The organism is Arthrobacter sp. HY1533 (assembly GCF_027568515.1).
In the GTDB taxonomy this organism is placed as follows: Bacteria; Actinomycetota; Actinomycetes; order Actinomycetales; family Micrococcaceae; genus Specibacter.
The window spans coordinates 143,214-169,711 of the sequence record NZ_JANKZF010000013.1 but is presented as its reverse complement, the minus strand read 5'-3'; the positions used below and the strand labels follow the sequence as shown (position 1 = coordinate 169,711).

Below are 26,498 nucleotides of genomic sequence, written 5' to 3'. Positions count from 1 at the left end.
TCGGTGCGAAGACCCCCGTTTGGTCGCGCAAAGTAGGCTTTAATACGTGGCTTTGAACAAAATTGTGCTCTTTTACGGCTTTACCCCCCTTTCAGACCCGGACGCGATCCGGCTGTGGCAGCGCGCGCTGTGCGAAAAACTGCGGCTCAAGGGACGCATCATCATCTCCAAGGACGGCATCAACGCAACCGTCGGCGGAGACATCAATGACCTCAAGCAGTACCTGAAGACCACGCGGGAATACCCCGGCTTCAAGAACATGGACATCAAGTGGTCCGACGGGACCGGTGACGACTTCCCCCGGCTGAGTGTCAAGGCCCGCGATGAAATTGTCAGCTTCGGCGCCCCCGGCGAACTCAAGGTTGATGAAAACGGCGTGGTGGGCGGTGGCACCCACCTCAAGCCGGAGGAACTGCACGAACTGGTTGCCGAGAAGGAATCCAAGGGTGAGGAAGTCGTCTTCTTCGACGGGCGCAACGCCTTCGAGGCCCAGATCGGCAAATTCAAGAACGCCATAGTCCCCGACGTCGACACCACCCATGACTTCATCAAGGAACTCGACTCCGGCAAGTACGACGACCTCAAGGACAAACCCGTTGTCACGTACTGCACCGGAGGCATCCGCTGCGAGGTCCTCAGCTCACTCATGGTCAACCGCGGCTTCAAAGAGGTCTACCAGATGGACGGCGGCATTGTCCGGTACGGCGAAACCTTCAAGGACAAGGGCCTGTGGGAAGGCTCCCTCTACGTCTTTGACAAGCGCATGCACATGGAATTCAGCGACGAAGCCAAGGAGATTGGCCACTGCATCCGCTGCGAGCAGCCCAGCAACAAGTTTGAGAACTGCTCCAACCCGAGCTGCCGCAACTTGAACCTGTACTGCGCGGAGTGCGCCAGCGCCCCGGAAACACTGCTCTGCCCGCAGGGCTGCACCGACTGATCCCCACCCCGGTGATCGAGCCTGTCGAGATCTGGGTCTGGACAAGCCCAGCCACCGGAACTCGTTAGGCTGGATGCATGACTGACTTCGCCACCGTGCCCGACGCCCCGCGCAGCGACAACCTTCCCGTCCTGCAGGCCCTGGCCGCAGACCTGGCCGCCATCAGCTACACGGTCGACGGCGTGGCGCAGCTCCTTGGCGAGGACGCGAACCAGGCGCTGGGCCGGGACCAAACGGTGCCCGCGGCCTTGGCCTTGCGCGGCAACACCAGCCCCTTGGCCACGGCCGTGCGGTTTTGGCTGCTGGCGGAGTCGGTTTCCGCCAATGACCTGGGACTTGCCGTTCCAGGCACTGGCGTGGCCGCGCTGATTTCGCTGGGCCTGGCCGAAGCCGATTTTGATGCGGCAGACCAACTGGGCGACGCACACGACGAGAGCCGCCCGCTTGTGGTGCGGGCCGCCGTCGACCTGCGGCCCTACGGCTGGCCGGCCAGCGAGGAGGGCGGCAACGACACCAACCTCTGGGTGGCCAGCGATCTCGGCGCCCACCAACGGCCCGGCGTCCTGCGCAAGGACCACGTCCTGGGCATTGGCCAGGCATCGCTCACCTTGGCCCAGGGCACCATGCGCCGCAATGTGGAACGCGCACTTGACCTCGGCACGGGCTGCGGAATCCAGCTGTTCCACCTGCTGCACCACGCCAGTACAGTGGTCGCCACCGACATTTCCGAACGCGCACTCGCTTTCACCCGGTTCAACCTCCTGCTCAACGCCCCGGCGCTGGGCCTGGACGCAACCGACCTGGACGCGGACAACCCCGACGCCCGCGTCTCCCTGCGCCTGGGCAGCCTGCTCGAACCCCTTGAAGGGGAGCGCTTTGACTTGGTGGTGTCCAACCCGCCGTTCGTCATCACCCCCCGCCACCGCGGCGAACAGAGCTCGGAGCAGTTCACCTACCGCGACGGCGGCATGGCCGGAGACGCCATTGTGGAGTCACTGGTGCGTGGGCTTCCGGGCATCCTGAACCCGGGCGGAACGGCGCAGATGCTGGGCAACTGGGAGATCTCCGGCGCCACGGCGGACGACGGCGGCACCCCCGTTGAGTGGCACGGCCGCCCCTCGCAGTGGCTGGCACCGGGCACGGAAGCCTGGTTCATCCAGCGCGAGCAGGTTTCCCCCGGCGGCTACGCCGAGACCTGGCTGCAAGATGCGTCACAGGGCCGCGACTCGGTGGCCTACGCCAACGCCTTTGAGGACTACCTGCTCGATTTTGCCTCACGGGACGTTTCCGGGATCGGATTCGGCTACATCCTGCTGCGCCGTCCGGCCGCCGGCGAGGCCGCCGGGGCGCCGCGCTTTGAAGAGATCCTGTACCCGATTGAGCAGCCTGTTGGACCGCACCTGGCCGACGCCCTCGAAAGGGGGCAGTGGCTCAAGGCCCACCCCGAGCTGACCTTCGAGTACCTTTTGGTGGCCCCCGACGTCACAGAGGAACGCCACCAAAAACCTGGTGCAGAGCACCCCGGGGTGATTCTGCTGCGCCAAGGTGCAGGGCTGCGCCGCACCAACCTGCTCAGCACCGAGCTGGCCGGGTTTGTGTCCGCCTGCGACGGGGAGCTCACCGCCGGGCAAATCATCGGCGCCCTCGCGGTGCTGCTGGAACGTGCGGACGGTGAGTTTGCCGACAACCTCACCGCCGAGGTCCGCAACCTGGTGCGGGACGGTTTCCTGCTGCCCGCCAACTGACGCGCAGGGGCGGAATCCGCCGGCCCGCCGGGCCGTTTCCAGGGGTGGCCGGCCGGTGGAATGGCCGCATGGAGTCCGCCTGTGGCTGGTGGGTTTTTTCTGCGGGTTTCCCAAGCAATGCGCGTTCGCGGTAAAAATATGGTGAACTAAGCTCTTGGGGACGCCGTTCGTCCACCTTTCATTCCCTGTAGGAGTACCGTGCCCAGCAAGGCAGCAGCCAGCAAGCCCAAGACCGGCAAAAAGCTCGTAATTGTAGAGTCCCCTGCCAAGAGCAAGACCATCGCCAAGTACCTGGGCGAGGGTTTCGTCGTCGAAGCCTCCATTGGGCACATCCGCGACCTGCCACAGCCTTCCGAGCTGCCTGCGGAACTGAAGAAGTCCTCGATCGGCAAGTTCGCCGTCGACCTTGAAAACAACTTCAAGCCTTACTACGTGGTCTCCCCGGACAAGAAGAAGAAGGTGGCAGAGCTCAAGGCGCAGCTCAAGGACGCCGACGAACTTTACCTCGCAACTGATGGGGATCGCGAGGGCGAGGCCATCGCGTGGCACCTGCTTGAGGTGCTCAAGCCCAAGGTGCCCGTGCACCGCATGACATTTGCGGAAATCACCAAGGAGTCGCTTCAGCGTGCCATGGGCAACCTGCGCGAGCTCGACACCGACCTGGTGGACGCCCAGGAAACCCGCCGCGTGGTGGACCGCCTGTTCGGCTACGAGCTCTCTCCCGTGCTGTGGCGCAAGGTGGCGCCCAAGCTTTCCGCCGGACGTGTGCAGTCCGTGGTGACGCGCATGGTGGTTGAGCGCGAACGTGAGCGCATGGCCTTCCGCTCGGCCAGCTACTGGGACCTGGCCGGCACCTTCACCCCGGAAACGGGCGAGTCGTTCGGCGCCAAGCTGGCCGCCGTCGACGGCAAGCGCGTTGCCTCCGGCCGTGACTTCAATGACAAGGGTGAGCTCACCGGCAAGAATGTGGCGCACCTTGATGAGGTCGCCGCCCGCGCCCTCGCCTCCGCCCTGCAGGATGTTGAATTCTCCGTCCGCTCGGTTGAGCACAAGCCGTACACCCGCCGCCCGGCCCCGCCGTTTACGACGTCGACCCTCCAGCAGGAGGCCGGCCGCAAGCTGCGCTTCTCCTCCAAGTCGACCATGTCGACCGCCCAGCGCCTGTACGAAAACGGTTACATCACGTATATGCGTACCGACTCCTCCTCACTGAGTGACGAGGCCGTCAACGCTGCCCGCAGGCAGGCATCCGAGCTGTACGGCCCGGAGTTCATCCCTTCATCCAAGCGCGTCTACGCGAACAAGAGCTCCAACGCGCAGGAGGCCCACGAGGCCATCCGCCCCGCCGGCGACTCCTTCCGCACCCCTGCCCAGGTGGCCAGCGCCCTGCGCGGCGACGAATTCAAGCTCTACGAGCTCATCTGGAAGCGAACCGTCGCCTCCCAGATGGCTGACGCCAAGGGTTCCACGGCCACCATCAAGCTGGGTGCCACGGCCGCCGGCGGCACCGCCGACGGCCAGGACGCCGAGTTCTCGGCCTCCGGCACCGTCATCACCTTCCGCGGCTTCCTGGCCGCCTATGAGGAAGGCCGCGACGAGTCCCGCAACGACTCCGACGATTCGGACCGCCGCCTGCCCAACGTCAAGGAAAACGACGCCCTGACCGCCGCGGACGTCAACGCCAACGGCCACGAGACGTCCCCTCCGCCGCGCTTCACTGAAGCGTCGCTGACCAAGGAAATGGAAGAGCGCGACATCGGACGCCCGTCCACCTACGCCTCCACGCTGTCCACCATCATGGACCGCGGCTATGTGCGCAAGCAGGGTTCCGCCCTGGTGCCCAGCTGGATTGCGTTCTCCGTGGTCCGCCTGCTCGAGCTGCACTTCACCGACTATGTGGACTACGAGTTCACGGCCGGCATGGAAACCGGTTTGGACAAGATCGCCAATGGCCAAGACAAGGGCTCGGACTGGCTCAAGCGCTTCTACTTCGGCGACGACCACGATGCCGGCCTGCAGAGCATTGTGAACAACCTGGGTGAGATCGATGCCCGCGACATCAACTCCATGCCCATCACCGACACCCTGGTGCTGCGCGTGGGCAAGTTTGGCCCGTACCTTGAAAGCACGGTTCCCACCGTGGACCCCAAGACGGGTGAAATCATCGAGGCCGCCCGCGCCAATGTTCCCGAGGACCTGGCGCCGGACGAGCTCACGCCCGCCAAGGCGCAGGAACTCATGGACACTGCTGCCCCGGAGGAGCGTGTGCTCGGCGTCGACCCCGAATCGGGGCACACCGTTGTGGCCAAGAATGGCCGTTACGGCCCGTACGTCACGGAGGTCATCCCCGAGATGACGGCCGAGGACATTGCGAACCAGCCCGTTGAGTACTACAAGAACGGCAAGCCCAAGCCGCCGAAGAAGCCCGTCAAGGCCAAGCCGCGCACGGGCTCACTGTTCAAGGCGATGAGCGTTGACACCGTCACCCTGGATGAGGCGCTGGCCATCATGAGCCTGCCGCGCGTCCTGGGCGCCGATGCCGAGGGTGAGGAGATCACCGTCCAGAACGGGCGCTTCGGACCGTACCTGAAGAAGGGTTCGGATTCCCGCTCCATCGGCACGGAGGAGGAGATCTTCACCATCACGCTGGAGCAGGCGCTGGAAATTTACTCCCAGCCCAAGCAGCGCGGCACCCGTGCGGCTGTCCCGCCTCTGGCCGAGTTCGGCGACGATCCGGTTTCTGAGAAGAAGATCGTTGTGAAGGAGGGCCGCTTCGGACCCTACATCACCGACGGCGTCACCAACATCACCGTTCCCCGCGGCACCGAGGTGGAGGACCTGACCCGGGAAACCGCCATCGAGCTGCTCGCCGACAAGCGTGCCCGCGGACCGGTGAAGCGCACGGCAAAGGCCCCCGCCAAGAAGCCGGCCGCCAAGGCACCGGCAAAGAAGAAGGCACCGGCCAAGAAGTAGTTCCGGCTCCGCCAGCATCCCAAAGAGCCCCGCACACCACGTGCGGGGCTCTTTTGTGCCCGGAGATGGCGCGTCGAAGCCCTTCACCGTCCCCGGGGGCGTCCCCGGCCGGGCGGAAGCAAGCAGTGACGAAGTGAGAAAATGTTTGAAGATGTTCGGTTTGCCGCAAATGAGATCGGTAACATCTGGATTAAATTCGATGATACCCGTAACATAGCTCACGAAGTCTCGATCTGTGGTGCGCATCACTCCTGGGGTGTTCGGCCGTTTGAAGGGGACTCAAGTCCAAACGACAAATCCAGCTTTCACGGGGAGATATGAAAAATCGCCAACGAAGAGGCCGCCATGCGGTTGTCGCGGCACTGACCGCTGCAGCCCTGGCCCTGGCCTCCACCGCCGTCGCCCTTCCAGCCGCCAACGCAGCGCCCGCCCCGGCACTGGCCCCGGCCGTGCTGGCCGTTGCCGCGCCGTCCGGTTCGGTGCCGCTGACGCCCCAGGGGGCTCCGCAGACAATTCCCGGCCTCTCCTCATGGACCGCGGCCGCAGGTGAGTTCACCCTCGGTGCGGGCGCCAAGGTGATCGGGGCAGATGCCACCCTGACGGGCGATCTCGCCACTGCCCTGTCCAGCGTCCTGGGCCGCACGGTCGCAAGGGCCGCCACCGGCGCCATTGCAGGTGACCTGGAAGTGGCCGTTGACCCGGCCCGCACGGCAGCCCTGGGCAAGGAAGGCTACGAACTGGTAGTTGGTGACACCATCAAGGTCACGGGTGCCACCGCCACGGGAGCCTTCTACGGCACCCAGACCATCCTGCAGCTGCTGGCCCAGGGCAACAAGGTCAACAAGGGCACCTCGATCGACGTTCCGCAATATGCCGAGCGCGGCGTGGGCCTGTGTGCCTGCCAGCTCACCATCTCCATGGAGTCGCTGGAGCGCACCATGAAGGACATGGCGTACAACAAGCTCAACCAGCTGTGGCTGGAGACCAAGCTCAAGTCCGATGCGTACCCGAAGGCCAACTTCTGGGCCTACTACACCAAGGCCGAGGCCGCCCAGATCACGGCGTGGGCCAAGAAGTACCACATTGAGCTGGTCCTGGAAGTGAACTCACCCGGGCACATGCGCCCCTGGCTCTACGACTACCCCGAACTGCAGCTGGTCAACAACGCCGGCAACAAGAAGGTCGAGCAGCTGGACATCAGCAAGCCCGAGGCCTTCACCATGGTCACCAAGCTCGCCGACGAATATGCCGCAGCCTTCCCGGACCAGCCCTACTGGCACATGGGCGGCGACGAGTACATGATGGGTGACAGTTACGCCAACTACCCGCAGTTCGCGGCCTTCGTGGCTGCCAACCCCGCCATCTTCCCGGCCGGCTCCGGCCCCGGCGACGTCTTCATCTGGTTCATGAACAAGGTCAACGCCCACGTCAAGGCCACAGGCAAAAAGCTGCGCATCTGGAACGACGGCGTGCCGTCCACCAGCACCATTCCCCTCGACAAGGACATTGTGGTGGAGCACTGGCTGAACTCCGGCCCCACGCCCCAGGCACTGCTCAACTCCGGCCATGACGTGCAGAACTCCGCCCAGGCCCTGTACTTCAACCGGCCCGGCAACTACACGGTGAACCTGACAGGCCTGTGGAACTCCGGCTGGACGCCGCGCACCTTCGACGGCGGCACTACAGTCACCGACGTCGCCGGCGGAGGCAAGGTCATCGGAGCCAAGCTCTCGGCGTGGCCCGACAACACTCCGGCAGCCACCGAATCCCAGGTGGAGGAGCAGATCTTCGCAACCACCCGGTTCCTGGCGCAGGCAACATGGGGCGGCCCCAAGCCCACCGCCGATTTCGCCAAGTTCACCGCACTGAGCACCACCTTGGGCCGTGTACCCGGCTACGAGAGCTACAACAGGACCCCTGTGGGCAACGGCGGCTACACCATTTCCACGGCCGGAAAGTCCGTCAATGGCAGCGGCTTGGGCGTCTCGGTTTCCGCCGCGGCCAACGAAACCTGGACGCTGGCAGCCACCAGCGACCACTACTACAAGTTGACCGCAGCCAATGGAAAATGCCTGGCGATGGCCGGCGGCGTTCTCTGGCTGCAGGCCCCCATGCAGCAGGACCTGGCCCCGTCGCTGTCCAATTGCACCACCAGCGACCGCGAGGTCAACAACCTGCAAAAGTGGGAGATCCTCAAGGTTGGCAACGGCTTCAAGATCCGCAACGCCATCACCCAGCTCCCGCTCAGCGTCAACACCGCCGGCGCCCTGACCCAGCAAGCCCACGACATTGTCCCGGCGAGTGTCTTCACCCTGACAGGCGAGGTGTCCACAAGCGTCACGGCCCCCGCCCGTGTGGTGGCTGGCGCCCCCGCCACCATCACAGTTGCCGTGGACAACCGGACGTCCACCGGCATTACCGCAGCGGTGGTCACCCCGGCAGCTCCTGCCGGTTGGACCATTTCCCCGGCGTCGGCCACCGTTGGCGACGTTGCCGCAGGCACGGCCAAGACGGCCACATTCACGGCGACGCCGTCAGACAGCGCTGCCTACGGAACCTTCACCGTCACCGCAGCCACCGCCTACATGGCTGGCGCCGAAGTGAGGGTCAGCAACTCAAGTGCCTCGGGACTGCTGTCCTGCTCTGTTGCACCCCTGCGCCCCGTGGCTGCAGTGGTGGACAGCTTCAACAATGGCGGGGGCGAGGTAACCCCGGGCACCAACGCCATTGACGGCAACCCCAACACCTTCTGGGGAACCCCATGGACGCCGTCCAACGTTCCCCTGCCGCACACCATCACGGTGGACCTGGGCAAGGAAGCGAACATTTGCGCCGTCAACGAGCTGCCCCGCCAAGGCACCTCATCGGGTGCCGCAAACGGCCGCATCAAGGGCTATGAGATCTACATCAGCAAGACCGCGGGCGAACAGGGCACCAAGGTCGCCGAAGGCGTCTTCCCGAACGCCGCTGCCCTGCAGACGGTTGTGCTGCCCGCTCCTGTCGCAGGCCGCTATGTCACCCTGAAGGCCCTGTCGGAGCAGTCGGGCCAGCCCTGGACCACCATCGCCGAACTCACGGTTGATGCCGCCGATGCCAAGGTTGAACCGACCCCGACGCCGACCGTTGTTCCGACGGTTGAGCCCACCGCGACAGCCACCGCCACCCCTTCGGTCGAACCGACGGTTGAGCCGACGGTCGAGCCGACGGTTGAGCCGACTGTCGACCCGACTGTGGAACCGACGGTTGAGCCGACTGCCACGGCCACGGTGGAGCCGACCGTGGATCCGACGGTTGCGCCCACCACGGCCACCACGTCACCGACCGCGAGCAAGACGGCCGGCGCCTCGGTGTCGTCGAAGGAAATCCAGCAGGGCCAGGTGCTGACGTTCACCGGTTCCGGCTTCCAGCCGGGTGAGAACGTCCGCGGCACCGTGCACAGCGAACCCGTGGACCTGGGCGTGGCCCTGGCTGACAAGGACGGCAATGTGACCTTCACGTGGAAGGTTCCGGCCAACTTTGCCGCCGGTGCGCACACGGTGACCCTGTCCGGGGAAACCTCCAAGCGCACCGTTGAGGCACGCTTCACGGTGGTGGCTTCCGGCAGCATTCCTGCCAGCAGCCCGGCCACCAGCGATGAGCTGGCCAGCACGGGCTCTGCCACCACGGCACTGTGGGGCGCGGCCCTGCTGATGGCCCTGCTTGGAGCAGGAATTGTCATGGGCAACCGCCGCCGGGCAGGCCTGCACAAGTAGACCGCCAGGCAACCAGCAACAGGGGCCGCCCTGCGGTGAAGACACAAAAATTGTTTCTTCACCGCAGGGCGGCCTTTGCCATGGAACGGGCCGGAGGGAGAATAATGGCCCTATGAGATTAGGCGTGCTAGACATTGGCTCCAACACCGTCCACCTGCTGCTTGTTGATGCCCGCCCCGGTGCCAACCCGGTGCCGTTCGCCTCACACAAGCGGGCGCTGAGCCTGGTGAAGTACCTGGACGCCGAAGGTAACATCACCGACGAGGGCCAGCACGAGCTCATCGAGTTCATCCTCGAGGCCTGGGAATTCGCGGCCAAGCACAAGGCTAAGGACCTTCTGGCCTTTTGCACCTCCGCCATCAGGGAATCCACCAACGGCGCCGAGGTGCTGGCCCGCGTGCAGCACGAAACCACCATCCGCCTCACCGAACTCACCGGCGAGGAAGAATCGGCCATGACATTCTTCGCCGTCCGCCGCTGGCACGGCTGGGGTGCCGGGACCATCCTGAACCTGGACATTGGCGGCGGATCCTTTGAAATCTCCCAGGGATCCAACGAACTTCCCGACCTGGCCCACTCCGTGCCGCTTGGGGCCGGGCGGCTCACCCGCGAATGGCTGGCGGAAGACCCGCCCACGGCCAAGAGCATCAAGGCGCTGCGCAAGTACATCAAGGCAACCTTGAAGGAGCCCATCGCGGCCACGAAGGCACTGGGCACGCCCAACATCGTCACGGGCTCCTCCAAGACGTTCCGGGCGCTGGCGCGCATCACCGGGGCGGCGCCGTCGTCCATGGGGCCCTATGTGCGCCGCGAACTGCACCTGAGTGACCTTGGCCTGTGGTCCCAGCGGTTGTCGGCCATGTCCTCGGCGGACAGGATGTACCTGCCCGGCGTTTCCGAGGCCCGCGCACAGCAGGTGCTCGCCGGTGCCATGGTGGCCCAGAGCGCCCTGGAGCTGTTCGGCGTCACCCACATGCAGATCAGCCCCTGGGCGCTGCGCGAGGGCCTGATCCTGCGGCGCCTGGACCAGCTGGTGCTGGATGGCCCGCTCGAGCCGCCGGCCCATGTTGCCAAGCTGCGGAACTCGGAAGCAAGGTAGCCGGACATGAGCCAATCACCCGATCACCAGCCCAGCAGCGCTGCCCCGGATCCGTCAGCGCCGGAGCCTGCGCGCAAGCCCATCCCCGTGGCGCTCTCCACAGCCTCCGTGTACCCGCTCTCGGTCCATGACGGCTTTGCGGTGGCCGCAGACATCGGGTACGACGGCGTCGAGGTCCTGGTCACGCACAACGGCGACAGCCAGGACGCGTCGGCCCTGAACCGGCTTGCCGAACGCTACGACCAGCCCATCCTGGCGATCCATGCGCCCACGCTGCTGCTCACGCAGCAGGTGTGGGGGAGTGCCTGGAACAAGATCCAGCGTTCCGCGCAGATGGCTGTCGATGTCGGCGCCGAGGTTGTTGTGGTGCACCCGCCGTTCCGGTGGCAGAACGACTACGCCGAAACATTTGCGCACGGCGTCCGGGACGTGGCCGAGGCCTTTGGCATCCGGATCGCCGTGGAAAACATGTATCCGTGGCGGGTCCGCGGCCGCGAGGCCATGGCCTACCTGCCGCACTGGGATCCCGTTCCCCTGGACTATGCGGATGTCACCTGGGACTTCTCCCACGCGGCCTCGGCCGGTGCCTCGAGCCTGGATGCGGTGCGCGCCCTGGGCAGCAGGCTGCGGCACATTCACCTAACCGACGGCATCTCGCCGTCCACCAAGGACCAGCACCTGATCCCCGGCCACGGCACGCAGCAGTGCGTTGAGGTGCTCCAGCACATTGCCGCCAACGGGTTCGACGGCGCCGTGGTCGCAGAGATCTCCACCCGCAAGGCCAAGGGGGCGGGGCAGCGTGAGGAATGGCTGGCGGAGACGCTGGAATTTGCCCGCGTGCACCTGGGGCAAAACGCGCCGTAGGGCGCCGGTGGTCGAGCTTGTCGAGACCCGCGAGCCCGGTGGTCGAGCCTGTCGAGACCCGCGTTAAATGCGAAATCGCCGGAGATGCTGCCAGTGGATGGGGGAAACACTGGCGAGTTCTCCGGCGATTTGACTGGTCTTCAGGACAAGACCAGTCCGATCATCACTCGCACCCTTATGAGGTAATTAAGAGACTACGGTTGGCAATTGAGAATAGCCGGGGCGCCAGCTGTGCGTTTGCCATTAAGCCGTACGGGAGTGGCGGCAGGGGGTTGCGCGTGCGGTCCGAGGCTGCCGGCCGGTTGCATGCGGTGCCGCGGCAAACAATGATGGAGGCATGATGACAAAGATTGTGTTTCTTGGCTGCGGTTCCATGGGTGAGGCCATTCTGGCCGGAATGCTGGCGGCCGGGACCTCCCCGCAGTCCGTGGTGGTGACGGTCCGGCGCCCCGAGCGGGCGCACGAACTGGCCACCCGGCACGGTGTCACGGCCCTGGCCTCCAACGAGGAAGCCGAGGCCAACGCCGAAGCCGTGGTGGGTGCCAACGTGGTGATCCTGGGCGTGAAACCCGTGGGGATCGTGGATCTTTGCCGTGAAATCGCCGGAGCGCTCGACTCCAATGCCGTGGTCATCAGTGTGGCTGCCGCCGTGTCGCTGGCCCAGCTGGAAGGCGCCCTGAACCCCGGCCAGCCCGTGGTCCGTTCCATGCCCAACACGCCCCTGCAGGTGGGCCGCGGCGTCGTGGCACTGTCCGCCGGGTCCTCCGCCGACGAGCACCACCTCGCGGCCGCACATTCCGTTTTTGACGGTTCCGGCGTGGTCCTGGACATCCCCGAAGACCAGCAGAACGCCGTCTCTGCCATCAGCGGATCCGGCCCGGCCTACGCTTTCTACCTCGCCGAGGCCATGGCCGCGGCGGCAGCCGAATTCGGCCTGTCACCGGAGATCGCCCAGATCCTTGCCCGCGAAACCGTGGCCGGTGCCGGCATCATGCTGGCCGAGCCCGGCGCCAACGCCACCGCCCTGCGCCGAGCCGTGACCAGCCCCAATGGCACCACGGAGCAGGCCATCGCCAGCTTCGACCGCGACGGGCTGCCTGCCATCATCAGCACCGGCGCGCAGGCCGCAGCCGCCCGGGCGGCAGCAATCACCGAAGAGCTCGCCGCCAAGTAACCCTCCCTCACTTTCCGGCGTGTTTTCCCGGACGCTCCCTCACTTTCCGGCGTGTTCTGCCGGACGCTCCCTCATTTCCCGAAAAGAAGTGAGGGAGCGTCCCTGAAAACACCCCATGTTCTGAGGGAGCGTCCTGGCGGGGTGGGGCTAGGCTGCTGCTGCCTCCATGGCCAGCAGCAGCGCCTTTGCCTCCGTGCCGCCCAGGTAGGCGCCCTGGCTGCCGTCGGAGCGAACCACGCGGTGGCACGGCACCACCAGCGGCAGCGGATTGCGCGCACACGCCGTCCCCACGGCCCGCACGGCCCGCGGGCTGGACGTCATGGCCGCCACCGCCGCGTAGCTCGCCGTGTGCCCGTAGCCAATCTCCGGCAGGTGCGCCAGCACCTCGCGCCGGAAGCCCTTGGCAAGCCGGAAGTCCAGCGGCAGGTCAAATACCCGCCGCCGCCCGGCAAAGTACTCTTCGAGCTCCCGGGCCGCCGCATCCAGCCGGCCCGGTGCCCGCAGAACGCGGGGGCTGACGGAGGTGGCCAGCTGTTCCAACACGGCATCCAGGCCCTCGCTGGCGAACGCCACGCGCAGCAGTCCCTCCGGCGTCCCGGCCAGCAGCAGTTCCCCCACAGGGGAATCGACCGTCCGGTACGCCACGTCCACGAGCCCGTCCGCAGTGGCGGCCTCCCGGAACGCGGCACCGAGGCGCTCAAGTGCCGCACCCTCGGCGGCGGCGAATCCCTCAAGCCCGGCCGGCAATTCCTTTTCCAGCATCATGTCCAGTCCTTGTCCTCATGCGCCAGCAACACGCGCAGCGCCTTCATTCCGTCGGCCGCGGCCCGGCGTGCGGCCACCTCCGAATTTCCCAGCAGCCCCGCCACGTCCGCATGGCGCAGCCCGGCCAGGTGGTGGTAGACCACAGCCTCGCGCTGCGTCCGCGGCAGCCGGGCCAGGGCCGCCCACACGGTGCCGGCGGTTTCGCCGGCCTCCACGGAGCGCACGACGGCGTCCCCGTCTCCCGGCCCTTCGTCACCCATGCGGTCCACGGGTTCCGGGACACGGGCGTTGCGGCGGTGGTGGTCCACGGCCTTGTTGCGGGCGATCGTGACGATCCACGCCTCGCGGTTCCGGACATCTCCTGATGACGGATACACCCTAAGGGCCGCAAGGAAGGTTTCCTGCCAGACGTCGTCCGCGTCGACCGCGCCAACCAGAGCCCGGCATACCCGCAACACGGCCGCCCCGTGCCGCGACACGAGCGTCTCAAAAGGAGGCAACGCCGACCCGGGCGGCGCCGGATGCACGGCATCGGCGGCGGTGGAGTCCACTAGAACAGTGCCTCGGTGTGCGTCCATGCGGGGTTCTCCAGCTCCAGCAGGAACTGTTTGCTGTCCAGGCCGCCGGCGTAGCCCACGAGCGATCCGTCGGCGCCCACCACCCGGTGGCAGGGCACGATGATGCTGATGGGGTTGCGGCCGTTCGCCGAACCCACGGCCTGGGCCATGGACGGATCGCCCAGCATCGCCGCCAGTTCACCGTACGTGCGCAGCTCCCCGAAGGGGATCTCCCGCAGGGCGGCCCAGACCCGGTGCTGGAACTCGCTGCCGGCAGGCGCCAACGGAACAGAAAATTCCCTGCGCTGCCCGGCAAAGTACTCGCCCAGCTGTTCCGCTGCGGCGTCCAGGACGGGCGAACCGGAAACCCGTTCACCGAACGTCTCCAAAGCCGGGCGGCGCTTGTGCACCGCCATGTACACAGCCGCCAGCCCGGCGTCGTTCTCCACCGCCGTCAGCGGGCCCAAGGGGGAATCAAAAACCATGTGTTGCATCATCAAAAAAACACCTCCTGCCCGGTAGACGCAGCGCGGCCCAAAAACGTGAGGTCAGGGCCGCGCGGCGAAGCGTTCCAGCAGGTCGACGTAGCCGGACACAATGAGCATGTCGCGGCTGGAGACGCGGGTGTGCGGCTGGGCGTAGGTGAAGTCCTCGCCCGGCGACTTCACGCCAACCACCGTCACGCCGTACTTGGAACGCACCTTGGACTCCTCCAGCGTGAAGCCCTGGGTCTCCTTTGGCGGGTACATTTTCACGATGGCGAAGTCGTCGTCGAACTCGATGAAGTCCAGCATGCGCCCGCCCACCAGGTGTGCGGCGCGGACGCCGGCGTCGGCCTCGGGGTAGATGACGTGGTTGGCGCCGATGCGGGTGAGGATCTTGCCGTGCGACTGCGTGATGGCCTTGACCCACAGGTGGTCGATCCCCAAATCCACCAGGTTCACGGTGATGAGCACGCTGGATTCAATGGACGTTCCCACACCCACGACGGCGGAGCTGAAGTCCTGTGCCCCGAGCTGGCGCAGCGCGTCAATGTTGGTGGCGTCGGCCTCCACCACGTGGGTGAGCACGCCGGCCCACTTCTGCACCAGGGCAGGGTCGCGCTCAATCGCGAGCACCTCGCGGCCCTGCTTGACCAGCTGGTGCGCGGTGGCGGCGCCAAAGCGGCCCAGGCCGATGACCAGCACGGGGGCATTGTGCGGCGGGCGGTTGTTGGAGTCTGTTTTCTCAGCCAATGATGGGCCTCTCTTCCGGGTAGTGGAACAGCTGGCGTCGCTGGCGCAGGGCCAGGGCAGCTGCAAGCGTGATGGAACCAACGCGGCCAAAGAACATCAGGGCGCTCAAGATATAGGCGCCCGACGGCGGGAGCTCGGCGCTGAGCCCCGTGCTCAGTCCCACGGTGGCGAACGCCGAGATGGTTTCAAAGAGCACCCTGTCCAGGCTTTCGCCGCTGATCGCCAGGAGCAGGCCGGTGGCGATCATGACAAACGTTGCGCCCATCATGATGACCGAGATGGCCACGCGCATGGTGCCCTGGGGAATGGTGCGCCCGTAGATCTTCACGTCGTTGTCGCCGCGGGCCTCGGCCACGATGGCCAGGAACATCACGGCCAGCGTGGTGACCTTGATGCCGCCTGCCGTGGAGGCCGAGCCGCCGCCCACAAACATCAGCGCGTCCGTGAGCAGCATGGTGGAGGAATTCATGGCGTTCATGTCCACCAGGTTGAAGCCCAGGGACCGGGTCATGATCGAGGCGAAAATGGAGTGTGTGACCTTGTCCCCGGTGCTCATGTTGCCAATCGTGGCGGGGTTGGTCCATTCCATGGCGCCCCAGAGCAATGCACCGGCCACGAGCAGCATGATGGACACCTGGACGGTGAGCTTGGCGTGGAGCGTCCACTTCTTGAAGCGGAAGCCCGTGGCAAGCAGGACCATCATGACGGGGAAGCCCAGGCTGCCGATGAAGCCGCCGATCATCAGCGGGGTAAGGATCCACAGATCGGCCTCGTAGGGCACCACGCCGTCGGAATGGGGCGTGAAGCCGGCGTTGTTGAAGGCGGAGATGGAGTAGAAGGTGGCATGCCAGATCGATTGGGGGAGGGACTCGCCCAGGATCAGGAAGCGCGGTGCCAGCGCCAGGGCCAGGATGATTTCGACGGCCACGGAGGTGCTGATGACAATGCGCAGCAGCGTGCCCACCTCGCCCAAGCGCCCGGCGTTCATGGCCTCCTGCGCGATGAGCTTGCCGCGCACGCCCAGGCGCTTGCTCACCATGAGGGACATGAGGGAGGCAAGGGTCAGGATGCCCAGGCCGCCCACAAAAATGCCGATCAGGATGACCAGCTGGCCAAAGAAGGACCAGTGCAGGGCCGTGGAAACTGTGGTCAGGCCCGTCACGCACACGGCCGAGACGGCCGTAAACAAGGCGTCATGAAATTCCGTGGCCTGCCCGTCGCGGGCGGCCACAGGCAGGCACAGCGTCAAGGTGAAGGCAAGGATGACGAGCGCAAAGACAATCAAGGCCAGGCGTGCGGGGGAGCTGTTGGCGACGCGGTCCACGAAGTCGCGGACGCCCACCACCACCCTCAGCGGCCAGCGGGGCATCCCGGTGGTAAGTGTTGAATTGGAAGCCACCGCTGTCCTGCCCCTCCTGCCGTAAAGTGCTGCCATGCCGCGGATACGGCAATCGTGGCCGGACTTCGATAGCCTGTGGTGGATGTCATCCATTGCCAGCTCAGGGCCAGCGGCCGTCCCGACCAGCATAGTCTGCGATGCGGCCATGTCTGCGTACAATTTTGGCCCCAACCACCCCATGTCGCCAAAGCGCCTCGACCTTACGGCCACGCTGGCGCGCGAGCTGGGAATCCTCGACCTGCCCCAGGTGGACGTTGTGCCTGCCTATGTGGCCTCCGACGACGAGCTGGCCGCCGTGCACGACCGCGACTACATTGCCGCCGTGCGCCGCGTGGGGGAGGACCCCACACGCAGCGATCCGGACCGTGGGCTCGGCACCGAGGACGACCCCGCCTTTGCCGGGATGCACGAGGCCAGCGCCCGCCTGGCCGGCGGATCGCTGGTGGCCGCCAGCGCCGTCGCCAGCGGTGCCGTGACGCGGGCCGTGAACTTCGGCGGCGGGATGCACCACGCCTTCGCCGGGCGGGCGGCCGGCTTCTGCATCTACAACGACGCCGCCATGGCCGTGCAGCGGCTCCTGGACTCGGGTACCTCCAAGGTTGCCTACATAGACATTGACGCGCACCACGGCGACGGCACCGAGAGCATGTTCTGGAATGATCCCCGCGTGCTGACCATTTCGCTGCACGAATCCGGCGTGACGTTGTTCCCCGGAACGGGATTTTCCAACGACATTGGCGGCCCGCAGGCACAGGGTTCGGCGGTCAACGTTGCCCTCCCCGCCGGGACCTCTGATGCAGGCTGGCTGCGGGCCTTCCACGCGGTGGTTCCGCAACTTGTGGAGGCGTTTGGGCCCGAGGTCATTGTGAGCCAGCACGGCTGCGACTCACACCGCAGCGACGAGCTGACACACCTGAACACCTCAGTGGACGGGCAGCGGGAGGCGGCCCTGAGCATCGCGGCGCTGGCCGACAAGGTCTGCGGCGGGCGCTGGATAGCCATGGGCGGTGGCGGCTACAGCATTGTCAGCGTGGTGCCACGCGTCTGGAGCCACCTCATGGCGATTGTGGCGGGGCGGCCGATTCCGCTGCGGACCGCCGTGCCGGAGACCTGGCGCAGCTACGTGGCGGAGAAGTACGGAATGGTGGCCCCGCTGCTCATGGGCGAGGACGCCGACACCTGGTGGCGCTCTTGGGAGGTGGGCTACAACCCCTCCGATGCCCTGGACCGGACAGTCATGGCCACACGTAAGTCGGTGTTCCCGCTGTACGGGCTCGACCCGTGGTTTGACTGAAAGGACCGCGCGCCGCGGCCCTCAAGATGCCGTGGCGGGCATATGTCGCTAGGGTAGTGGGATGGTTGCAGAAAAAGTCTTTGCGGTTATTGCCGAAAGCACCCGACGGGACATCCTCGAAGCACTGGCACAGGAGAGCAAGGCTGTGGGCCAGCTGGTCGATGAACTGGGGGTTTCACAGCCAACAGTTTCCAAGCATTTGCGCGTGCTGCGTGAAGCCGGCGTGGTGACCATGCGGGCCCAGGGCCAAAAGCGCTTCTACGGCATCAACACCGAACCCCTTGAACTGGTTTCGGCATGGCTTGACTCACTCGGGGCAGCCGCAGTCCCTGCCGCCGTAGCCCCCGCAGTAGCGGCGCCCGCGGCCCAGGCACCCGCGGCGCAGGCCGTGCGTCCCGCAGCCAAGGCAGCCGAAGCGGGCAAGGGCAGTGCGCCCGCACAGTCGAACGGCCATGAGCGCGCCGGTGCCGCCCACGTTGGCGTCGCAACAACCGTCGCAGCAGTGCCCGGAGCTGCCGCACAGGCCAGCAGGCCCGCCACGGCCGGCGTTCCCACGCAGGCATCCCGCCCCGCAGCCGCCACCGCAACCCCGGCACTGCCCCGTGTGGGAGCAGTGCAAACCGCAGCATCGGCCCCTGCCGCGGGCACACGCCCTGCTGCCGTGGCGCCTGCTGCCGTGGGGCCTTCCGCCGGCGGCACGGCGACCGGGACTGTCACGCGTCTGGCTCCAGCCATTGTGCAGTCGAACGACGTCGACGGTGGCATGCAGGGACAGATCAGCCGCAGCGTGGGCCGCGCGGCGAACAAGGCAGTGGATTTGCTGGCCAACCTGCCCGCACTGCCCAAGCTGAGGCGCAAAAAGGACTGAAAATCACTCCCCTTGGGGGCCTGCTCGGGATGATTCGGAACGATCATGCATATAGTTTCGATTTGTGAGAATAATTAGCTGAAGCGGCACGGTGACTGGAAAATTGTTGGTGAGCATATTTATGCGCCAACTTTCGGCGCCTCACCCTTTTCAGGAGACTCATGGATACCAGGCTGGAAGCCATCCGGGAGCAAGTTTTGGCCCGCAACCCCGGGGAAAAAGAATTCCACCAGGCGGTTTTGGAAGTATTTGAAAGCCTCGGCCCGGTTCTGGATAAGCATCCAGAATTCGTCGACGCAGCCGTGCTCCAGCGCCTGTGCGAGCCAGAGCGCCAGATCATCTTCCGCGTGCCGTGGATGGACGATTCCGGCCGCGTCCAGATCAACCGCGGTTTCCGCGTTGAGTTCAACTCGGCCCTCGGCCCGTACAAGGGCGGCCTGCGCTTCCACCCCTCGGTGTACCTGGGCATTGTGAAGTTCCTCGGCTTCGAGCAGATCTTCAAGAACGCACTGACCGGCATGCCCATCGGCGGCGGCAAGGGCGGTTCCGACTTTGACCCCCGCGGCAAGTCCGACGGCGAAGTCATGCGCTTCTGCCAGTCCTTCATGACCGAGCTGTACCGCCACATCGGCGAGTACACCGACGTCCCCGCAGGCGACATTGGTGTTGGCGGCCGCGAAATCGGTTACCTGTTCGGCCAGTACAAGCGCATCACCAACCGCTACGAGTCGGGTGTTCTGACCGGCAAGGGTGTTGGTTGGGGCGGATCCCTGGTGCGTCCGGAAGCCACCGGCTTCGGCACCGTCATGTTCACCCAGGAAATGCTCAAGACCCGCGGCTCCTCGCTGGACGGCCAGCGCGTGGTTGTCTCCGGTTCCGGCAACGTGGCCACCTTCGCCATTGCCAAGGCCCAGCAGCTCGGCGCCAAGGTTGTTGCTTGCTCGGATTCCTCCGGCTACATCGTGGACGAGAACGGCATTGACGTGCCGTTGCTGCGCCAGATCAAGGAAAAGGAACGCGGACGCCTGAAGGAATACGCCGTTCGCCGGGGCGCAGCCGTCAGCTACGTCGAGGGCGGCTCCGTCTGGGACGTCAACGCTGCCGTGGCCCTGCCCTGTGCAACGCAGAACGAACTCAACACCGAAGCGGCAACCCGCATGGTGAAGAACGGCCTCGTCGCCGTCGCCGAAGGCGCCAACATGCCTTCCACCAGCGGCGCCGTTGCCGTCTTCCAGGAAGCCGGCATCCTGTTCGGACCGGGCAAGGCAGCCAACGCCGGCGGCGTGGCCACCTCCGCACTGGAAATGCAGCAGAACGCCAGCCGCGACGCCTGGACGTTCGAACACACCGAGGCCCGCCTGCAGCAGATCATGGTCGGCATCCACGACCGCTGCGCAGAGACCGCGGACACCTACGGCTCTCCCGGCAACTACGTGGTCGGCGCCAACATCGCCGGCTTCGTCAAGGTTGCCGACGCCATGCTGGCACAGGGCTTGATCTAAGCTCAGCCATCTAGGCTCCGCCTAAAAACTGACCCGCAGAAAACGGCGAGAATCACTGTAAAATCGTGTATTTTCGCCGTTTTCTGCGGGTTTGTTTTTTAATGTGTTGGTGTCTGGGCTACAGAGCTGCCACGAACTACCAGTTCCGGCTTGAAAACCACCTGTCGGTGCGCGCCAGGCGTATCGACTTCCTCGCAGAGCAGTTCGACGGCTGTCCGGCCAAGGAGTTCTGTCGGCTGCCGCACCGATGTCAGGGGAACTACTGCGGATGAAGCGAAGTCGATGTCGTCATAGCCGACCAGGGCCACGTCTTCCGGTACCCGGATTGTGCGAAGCATTGTGAGTGCCTGCAGAACGCCGAGCGCCAGCAGGTCATTTGCACAGAATATGCCGTCGGGCATCTGGGCGCGTCCTCGTTCGACAAGGTGTTCGCCAGCCGCCCGGCCCTGAATTACCGTCAGCGCGTCACGCTCCAACACTTCAAGTGTCACTCCGGGGAATTCCGCGACGGCTGCCTGGGCACCTGCCAGTCGGTCAGCGACCTGGTGGATGCCCACGGGGCCGCTCACATACGCCAGACGCCGTCGGCCCTGATCGATCAGATGCCGTGCCGCCAGATAGCCTCCGGCCACGTCGTCGACAGCAACAGAGCTGTACTTTTCCGGGTCCTCCTTCCGATCCACCAAGATGGGAACCACACCTCTGTTCCGGAGGGCGTCCAGCCGGTCAAGGTTCGCATCGACAGGGGAAATGAGCAGTCCCAAGACCCGTTGCTGCTCAAAGGAATCGATGTGCCGGGCTTCCCTGGCGGCGTCGTGCCCGCTGTTGCCCAGGAGCACCAGGTTGCCCCGTTTCATGGCTTCGTCCTCGGCGCCCCGGGCGACGTCCATGAAGAAGGGGTTTCCGGCATCCAGGACGATCTGTCCGATCGTCCTGCTCTGGCCGGCACGCAACTGACGGGCAGCATCGTTGCGAACGAAGCCCACCTCGCGAATAATCTTCAGGACCATCTCCCGCTTGGCTGGTGCCACGCGTTCCGGGTGGTTCAGGACATTGGAGACGGTTCCCACTGCGACTCCGGCACGCCGGGCCACTTCGGTGATGCTGACGGCACGGGCCGCGACGGGAGAATGCTGTTGAGCCATGGTTCGTTCCTCGCCAGGGGTAGGAGTGCAAGACTTCAATACCCCACCATACTTTGAAACGTGCGAAAACATGTCCGCTGGGCCGTGGGGCCGGCCATGTCCGGGCCCCACGACACAACAGGTGACGCTACGCGAGCGGGTGAGACCGCCCGTGCGTTGCCCGCCGGATCAGCCTTTCCCGAGCGGTTGGGAGTGGCCATAGGCATAGAGTGGATTGGCCGTGTCAGATGGGACGTCCGTCCGTGAGGCGAGGACGGCGTCCATGCTGCTGGGCAGTTCGAAGGGCAGCGTGCCCTCCGGCCGGGTGTGTCCTGACAGTACTCGGGCAAGTGCCGCGTCGGAGACACCAAAGACGCCCAGGATGGCTTCGCAGAGCGGTTCGATGGGAGTCAGCACCGCAGGCCGGTCCAGGTTCACCACCAGCACGACCTTCGTCTGGGAGGCCAGCTCCGTGATTCTGGAAATCACATCGTCGGCAAAGTCCAGGCTGCCCGCGTGGAAGGCTGCTTCAAGGAAGAGTTCATCGCGTGGGGTGAACGGTGCGTTGAGCCTGACGATTGCCAGATCTGCCGCCGAGGGTTCGGATACCAGCTGGGCCGATCCAACCAGGCTTTGGCCGTCCATGTTCTCAACGAACACCCTCATGTCCGGGTCAAGGGGCAATAGGTCTTGGCTGGGCGCCTTCAGCACCACCACTGAGCGGGCTTGTGCTTGCAGTCCTGCCTCTTGGAAGAGTGGATTCCCCGCGATGGAAACGGCTGCGTCCTCGTCCACGAAGGGGTTCTCGAACAGTCCCAGCTCGAACTTGACCCGCAGCAGCCGAGTGACGGATTCGTCGATCCGGCTTTCGCTGATTTTGCCCTCGGCCACCAGCCGAACCAATGCTTCCGGGCATTCTTCGCCGCCGAATTGGTCGCATCCGGCGTCAACAACCTTGATCATGCGGTCTTCCATGGAGAGGTGTTCCACACCCCATGCGCGGGCAGGCAGGAATTTTCCATAGATCGTGCTGTCGTTCAGGAGGCCCCAATCTGTGCAGACGACCCCGTCGTAGCCGAGCTCCTTGCGGAGGAGCCCGGTAATTATTTGACGGTTGAAGCCGAACCCCACCTCTTCAACGGCCTCGCCGCGTCTCTTGAGCCCGACAGGCATCCCGTAGTAGGGCATGACGGCGCTTGTTCCGGCTGCCAGCGTGGCACGGAAAGGATACAGGTGATAGTCGAAGTTCTCGCCCGGATACACCTGTTCGCGGCCATAGGGAAAGTGCGGATCCTCGCCGTCGCGCTGCGGCCCCCCGCCGGGGAAATGCTTGGTCATGCAGGCAACGCTCGACGGGCCCACGGTCTTGCCCTGGAATCCTTCCAAATAGGCCACGGCCAAGCGGGCGGACGTTTCCGCGTCCTGCCCGAAGCCGCCGTACTGGCGCGCCCACCGGGGCTCGGTGGCCAGGTCAATGCTGGGATGAAGGGCCGCACGGATGCCAACCGCCAGATACTCCTGGCGGGCGATGTCAGCGAACCCGCGCACTGTCTCCTCGTCGCCAAGGGCGGCAAAGCCAATGGCCTCGGGCCAGGCTGAGAAAAAGCCGGCCGCGAAGGAAGCGCCCATGTTTTCCGCTGAGGCGTGGCGTGGATCGGTGGAGACTGTGACGGGAATGCCAAGCCGCGTCGATGCCGCCAGCTCCTGCATGCGGTTGTGCCAGCGGGCAGCAAGCCGGGCTGAGGGCAGCTGGTGCACATTGAAATGGCTCAGGAAGCCTTGGGTGATGAGCGCCTCCGTCCCGTGGTCCACGAGGTCTGCGGACTCCTCGCCGGGCTGAACCATGCTGATGGAATGAAACATCAGGCCGGCCTTTTCGGCCAGCGTCATACGGCCCAGCAGGTCCGCCACGCGTTCCTGGACCGGGCGGTCCGGGTTCAGATAGATTGCCTTCACGCTTCTGTCCTGGAGCTGGGTGCGGCTTCGAGCAACTCTGCCTCAGCAGCCGGACCTGTAAAGGCATGGGTTCCGGATCCCACTGTGACAGAGTCCAAGCCGGGCAGATCAACGTCGGCCGTGACGCCGTCGGGGACTGTCGCCTGGACCTGGAGGTTCCCGTCTTCATCGAGGTGCCATTCCACAGCAACAACTCCGTGCGGGGACTGCAGCGACACACTCGCTGACGTCAGGCCCGGTCCGGGACGCGGCGCAATACGGACTTTGGCGTAGCCCGGTTCCAGCGGGCTCAGCCCACCCACAACCTTGTGCAGCCAGTCTGCGACGGCGCCCAGCGCATAGTGGTTGAAGCTGGTCATTTCGCCAGGATTGATGGTGCCGTCGGGCAGCATGGAATCCCAGCGCTCCCAGACAGTGGTTGCCCCCATCTTCACCGGGTAGAGCCAGGACGGGCACTCCTCTTCCAGCAGGAGCCCGTAGGCATCCTCGATGTGGCCAGTGTCCGACAACGCGCCAGTAATGTAGGGAGTTCCAGCGAAGCCCGTGGAAACACGGTAGCCGTTGGCGCGAACCAGTTGGGAGAGCCGGGTTCCTGCCGCGGCGACCTTTTCGGGGCTGTCCAGAACGTCAAAGGAGATGGCCAAAGCATAGACAGTGGTGCTGTCGCTGTGGATGATCCCGTCCCCGTCCACATAGTGGGTGTTGAATGCCTGCTTGACCCGGTCGGCCAGTGCCTGAAAGTGTTCGGCATCGGCAGGGCGCCCCACGATGGCCGCAGCCTTGGCGGTCAGGATCGCGGTGTGATACATGCATGCGGTGGCCACCACACCCTTGTCGGCCTTGGCGGCTATGGGGTTTTCCGGCGGGGCATCGGGATCGAGCCAGTCTCCGAATTGGAAGCCAGTGTCCCACAGGCCGCTCTCCGACAGCAGCCCTTCGACGCGACGGGTGTGCGCCGCCATGGAATCGAACTGTAGTTTCAGGACCGAGGGATCTCCATAGGCTTCCCAGAGCGCCCACGGTACCCAGACTGCGGCCTCGCTCCACAATGCGGTGGATTCCGGGGCAGGGAAATGTTCCGGGTGGACGTCGTACTTGAGAATGTCAGGGACTGTGAAGGGAACCAGCCCGTTCTGTGCCTTCTGTTCAGCGGCCAGGTCCAGCAGCCAGTCCTGCAGGAAGTCCTTCACGTCGAAGAGGAAGGCGGCGGTCGGGGCGAAGACGGCGATGTCGCCAGTCCAGCCAAGGCGCTCGTTGCGCTGGGGGCAGTCAGTGGGAACATCGAGGAAGTTTCCGCGAAGTCCCCACACCACGTTGCGGTGCAGCTGATTGACCAATTCGTTGGAGCTCTCGAAATGGCCTGTGCGTTGCAGCTTGGTGTGGACCACAACGGCGTCAACGGCGCCGGCGGCCGAGTCGGTGGTCAGCTCGCCAGGCCAACCATCGATTTCTGCGTATCGGAAGCCGTGGAAGGTCTTGGTCGGTTCAAAAACATCCCGTCCGCCGGACAGGATGAATCTGTCGGTGGCTTCGGCCGTCCGCAGCAGGCGCGTGCCCAGCTCACTGTCCTCGAGCACCTCCGCGTGCCTGACGGTGATGGTGGTGCCGGCTGGGCCCTGGACGGTGAGCTTGATCCAGCCCACAAGGTTCTGCCCGAAATCGAGCAGGGTTTTGCCTGTGGGGGAGGAGAAGACGTTGACGGGCGTGAGTTCCTCCTGCCGGGTGACGGGAGGGGAAACGGGATCTGCCAAGCGGTTCACATCAAAGTCCAGAACGTGCGTACCTGTCCAGGATGAACCTGCAAAGCCAGGCCGGGCCCAGTCGTCGTCGATCAACCGGGCGTCTATGGTCTGCCCGTTGTAGAGATCGTTGGCCAGGGTCGCCGACGGGCCGGCCCGCCACGAGGAGTCGCTGGCAACCGTGTGGACAAATCCATCGGCGAATTCGATGTCCAGCTGGCCGAGGAAGCCCAATTCCTCCCCGTAGAAGCGGCTGCCGCCGTTGAAGCCGAGGAAACCGCGGTACCAGCCATTGCCCAGTGACACGCCCAAGGTGTTCTCCGCCTGCAGCAGTGGCGTGACGTCATAGCTGCCGTAGCGCAGACGCCACTCGTAGGAACTCCAGCCCGGGCTCAAGACCTCATCGGTGACTGGCTGGCCGTTAATAAACGCCTCGAAAATGCCCAATGCGGTGGCACGAAGCTTTGCCGACACGATGTCGCCATGGCCCTTCGGCAGGCTGAAGTCCTTGCGCAGGAGCGGGGCGCCTGCGAAGTCATCGTCGGAGGCGATCATGGTGGCGGTCCACGGGGTTTGGCTCATGGTGGGCAATTTTTCCTTTGTATCGAGGATGGTCTGGTTGTTCGTCATGCGACCCACATGTCCTTGTTGCCGCCGCCTTGTTCGATCTGTTGATCCTGAAGGTCCAGGAGACGACGGCGTTCGGCGCGCCGGCGTTCCTGTTCGAGCGGATTGGCGACAGGGGCGGCCATCAGCAGGCGCTGGGTGTAGGGGTGCTCGGGCTGCTCGGAGATCTGGCGGGCGGTGCCAATCTCGGCGACCGCGCCGTGGAAAAGCACTGCAATGCGGTGGCTCATGCGCCGCACCACGGCCAGGTCGTGGGTGATGAAAAGATAGGCCACGCCTGTGCGCTCCTGGATTTCAAGGAACAAATCCAGGACACGGGCCTGTGTGGACAGGTCCAGGGCGCTGGTGGGTTCATCGCAGATGATGAGTTTCGGGGACAGGGCCAACGCGCGGGCAATGGCGATGCGCTGGCGCTGACCTCCAGAGAATTCCCTGGCCAAACGCTGGCCCGCGTTGCCTGGCAAGTTCACGCTCTCCAGGAGGCTGCGGACTTTCTCGCGGCCCTGCCTCCGATCAACCCCCTGCAGGGGCTCGGACAAAATGTCCTCGATCGTCATGGCCGGATTCAAGGATGAGTAAGGGTCCTGGAAGACGGCCTGAATGTCCTTCGCGGAGCGTCGCCGCTCCCTGGGCGACATTTGGCCAAGATCCTTTCCCTGAAAGGTGATCGAACCCGAGGTCACAGGTGCGAGCCCCAAGACAGCGCGGCCTATTGTGGTTTTGCCCGATCCGGATTCTCCGACCAAGCCGACAGTTTCTCCCGGGGCGATGTCCAGGGAAACACCGCGGATGACCCGAATTGGCTCCTTTCGGAAGCCGCGAACGGGAAAACTGACGTGTAGATCCCTGATCTGAAGGATGGCGGAACTAGGTGATGATGACATG

General features: G+C 65.1%; 19 protein-coding genes. 10 read left to right on the top strand and 9 right to left on the bottom strand.

Annotation, left to right across the window (positions count from 1 at the left end; translation table 11 throughout):
• The first annotated feature begins 46 nt into the window (after nucleotides 1-46).
• The 7 genes from trhO (at nucleotide 47) to proC (ending at nucleotide 12,547) form a co-directional block, all read left to right on the top strand.
• Entirely contained in the window at nucleotides 47-940 is an 894-nt protein-coding gene (gene trhO, locus PCK14_RS11730; RefSeq protein WP_269938668.1) for an oxygen-dependent tRNA uridine(34) hydroxylase TrhO, read from the top strand.
• Between the two features lie 77 nt (nucleotides 941-1,017).
• The gene (locus PCK14_RS11725) at nucleotides 1,018-2,685 is read left to right on the top strand and encodes a DUF7059 domain-containing protein (RefSeq protein WP_269938667.1); all 1,668 of its coding nucleotides are present in this window, start codon (nucleotides 1,018-1,020) and stop codon (nucleotides 2,683-2,685) included.
• A gap of 198 nt (nucleotides 2,686-2,883) precedes the next feature.
• Entirely contained in the window at nucleotides 2,884-5,658 is a 2,775-nt protein-coding gene (gene topA, locus PCK14_RS11720; protein WP_269938666.1) for a type I DNA topoisomerase, read from the top strand.
• 317 nt (nucleotides 5,659-5,975) lie between these two features.
• The gene (locus PCK14_RS11715) at nucleotides 5,976-9,410 is read left to right on the top strand and encodes a family 20 glycosylhydrolase (RefSeq protein ID WP_269938665.1); all 3,435 of its coding nucleotides are present in this window, start codon (nucleotides 5,976-5,978) and stop codon (nucleotides 9,408-9,410) included.
• 112 nt (nucleotides 9,411-9,522) lie between these two features.
• Complete coding sequence (locus PCK14_RS11710; protein WP_269938664.1) at nucleotides 9,523-10,509, top strand: Ppx/GppA phosphatase family protein; 987 nt, start codon at nucleotides 9,523-9,525, stop codon at nucleotides 10,507-10,509.
• Between the two features lie 6 nt (nucleotides 10,510-10,515).
• Entirely contained in the window at nucleotides 10,516-11,373 is an 858-nt protein-coding gene (locus PCK14_RS11705) for a sugar phosphate isomerase/epimerase family protein (RefSeq protein WP_269938663.1), read from the top strand.
• A 337-nt stretch (nucleotides 11,374-11,710) separates the two neighbouring features.
• The gene (gene proC, locus PCK14_RS11700) at nucleotides 11,711-12,547 is read left to right on the top strand and encodes a pyrroline-5-carboxylate reductase (protein ID WP_269938662.1); all 837 of its coding nucleotides are present in this window, start codon (nucleotides 11,711-11,713) and stop codon (nucleotides 12,545-12,547) included.
• Nucleotides 12,548-12,694: 147 nt separating this feature from the next.
• Here the strand turns inward: proC and PCK14_RS11695 are convergent, their stop codons facing one another.
• The 5 genes from PCK14_RS11695 to PCK14_RS11675 form a co-directional block, all read right to left on the bottom strand.
• Nucleotides 12,695-13,309 (bottom strand): methylated-DNA--[protein]-cysteine S-methyltransferase, encoded by a 615-nt coding sequence (locus PCK14_RS11695; protein WP_442864710.1) that lies wholly within the window; start codon nucleotides 13,307-13,309, stop codon nucleotides 12,695-12,697.
• Nucleotides 13,309-13,890 (bottom strand): RNA polymerase sigma factor, encoded by a 582-nt coding sequence (locus tag PCK14_RS11690; RefSeq protein WP_269938660.1) that lies wholly within the window; start codon nucleotides 13,888-13,890, stop codon nucleotides 13,309-13,311. The genes PCK14_RS11695 and PCK14_RS11690 overlap by 1 nt, the downstream gene beginning before the upstream one ends.
• The gene (locus tag PCK14_RS11685) at nucleotides 13,863-14,354 is read right to left on the bottom strand and encodes a methylated-DNA--[protein]-cysteine S-methyltransferase (RefSeq protein WP_269938659.1); all 492 of its coding nucleotides are present in this window, start codon (nucleotides 14,352-14,354) and stop codon (nucleotides 13,863-13,865) included. The genes PCK14_RS11690 and PCK14_RS11685 overlap by 28 nt, the downstream gene beginning before the upstream one ends.
• Nucleotides 14,355-14,417: 63 nt before the next feature.
• A complete protein-coding gene (locus PCK14_RS11680; RefSeq protein WP_442864709.1) occupies nucleotides 14,418-15,056 on the bottom strand; it encodes a potassium channel family protein in 639 nt (212 codons plus the stop codon).
• Nucleotides 15,057-15,096: 40 nt separating this feature from the next.
• Nucleotides 15,097-16,473, bottom strand: coding sequence for a TrkH family potassium uptake protein (locus PCK14_RS11675; RefSeq protein WP_269938700.1), 1,377 nt, complete (start codon nucleotides 16,471-16,473; stop codon nucleotides 15,097-15,099).
• Between the two features lie 175 nt (nucleotides 16,474-16,648).
• On the opposite strand from PCK14_RS11675, the gene PCK14_RS11670 reads away from it, so the two are divergent.
• The 3 genes from PCK14_RS11670 to gdhA all read left to right on the top strand — a co-directional run bounded on the left by PCK14_RS11670 (nucleotide 16,649) and on the right by gdhA (nucleotide 20,167).
• Nucleotides 16,649-17,797: an acetoin utilization protein AcuC gene (locus PCK14_RS11670; RefSeq protein ID WP_269938657.1), complete on the top strand. Its 1,149-nt coding sequence runs from the start codon at nucleotides 16,649-16,651 to the stop codon at nucleotides 17,795-17,797.
• A 61-nt stretch (nucleotides 17,798-17,858) separates the two neighbouring features.
• Nucleotides 17,859-18,665, top strand: a complete 807-nt coding sequence (locus tag PCK14_RS11665; RefSeq protein WP_269938656.1) for an ArsR/SmtB family transcription factor — start codon at nucleotides 17,859-17,861, stop codon at nucleotides 18,663-18,665.
• A 161-nt stretch (nucleotides 18,666-18,826) separates the two neighbouring features.
• Nucleotides 18,827-20,167, top strand: coding sequence for an NADP-specific glutamate dehydrogenase (gene gdhA, locus PCK14_RS11660; protein WP_269938655.1), 1,341 nt, complete (start codon nucleotides 18,827-18,829; stop codon nucleotides 20,165-20,167).
• Between the two features lie 98 nt (nucleotides 20,168-20,265).
• On the opposite strand, the gene PCK14_RS11655 is transcribed toward gdhA, so the two are convergent.
• The 4 genes from PCK14_RS11655 to PCK14_RS11640 all read right to left on the bottom strand — a co-directional run bounded on the left by PCK14_RS11655 (nucleotide 20,266) and on the right by PCK14_RS11640 (nucleotide 26,497).
• Nucleotides 20,266-21,312 (bottom strand): LacI family DNA-binding transcriptional regulator, encoded by a 1,047-nt coding sequence (locus PCK14_RS11655; RefSeq protein WP_269938654.1) that lies wholly within the window; start codon nucleotides 21,310-21,312, stop codon nucleotides 20,266-20,268.
• 168 nt (nucleotides 21,313-21,480) lie between these two features.
• Nucleotides 21,481-23,247 carry a glycoside hydrolase family 3 protein gene (locus PCK14_RS11650; protein WP_269938653.1) on the bottom strand — a complete coding sequence of 589 codons (1,767 nt, stop codon included), beginning with the start codon at nucleotides 23,245-23,247 and terminating at the stop codon, nucleotides 21,481-21,483.
• On the bottom strand, nucleotides 23,244-25,568 hold the full coding sequence (locus PCK14_RS11645; protein ID WP_269938699.1) for an alpha-L-rhamnosidase: 2,325 nt from the start codon (nucleotides 25,566-25,568) through the stop codon (nucleotides 23,244-23,246). The genes PCK14_RS11650 and PCK14_RS11645 overlap by 4 nt, the downstream gene beginning before the upstream one ends.
• A 44-nt stretch (nucleotides 25,569-25,612) precedes the next feature.
• The gene (locus tag PCK14_RS11640; protein WP_269938652.1) at nucleotides 25,613-26,497 is read right to left on the bottom strand and encodes an ABC transporter ATP-binding protein; all 885 of its coding nucleotides are present in this window, start codon (nucleotides 26,495-26,497) and stop codon (nucleotides 25,613-25,615) included.
• Between the last annotated feature and the right edge of the window lies 1 nt (nucleotide 26,498).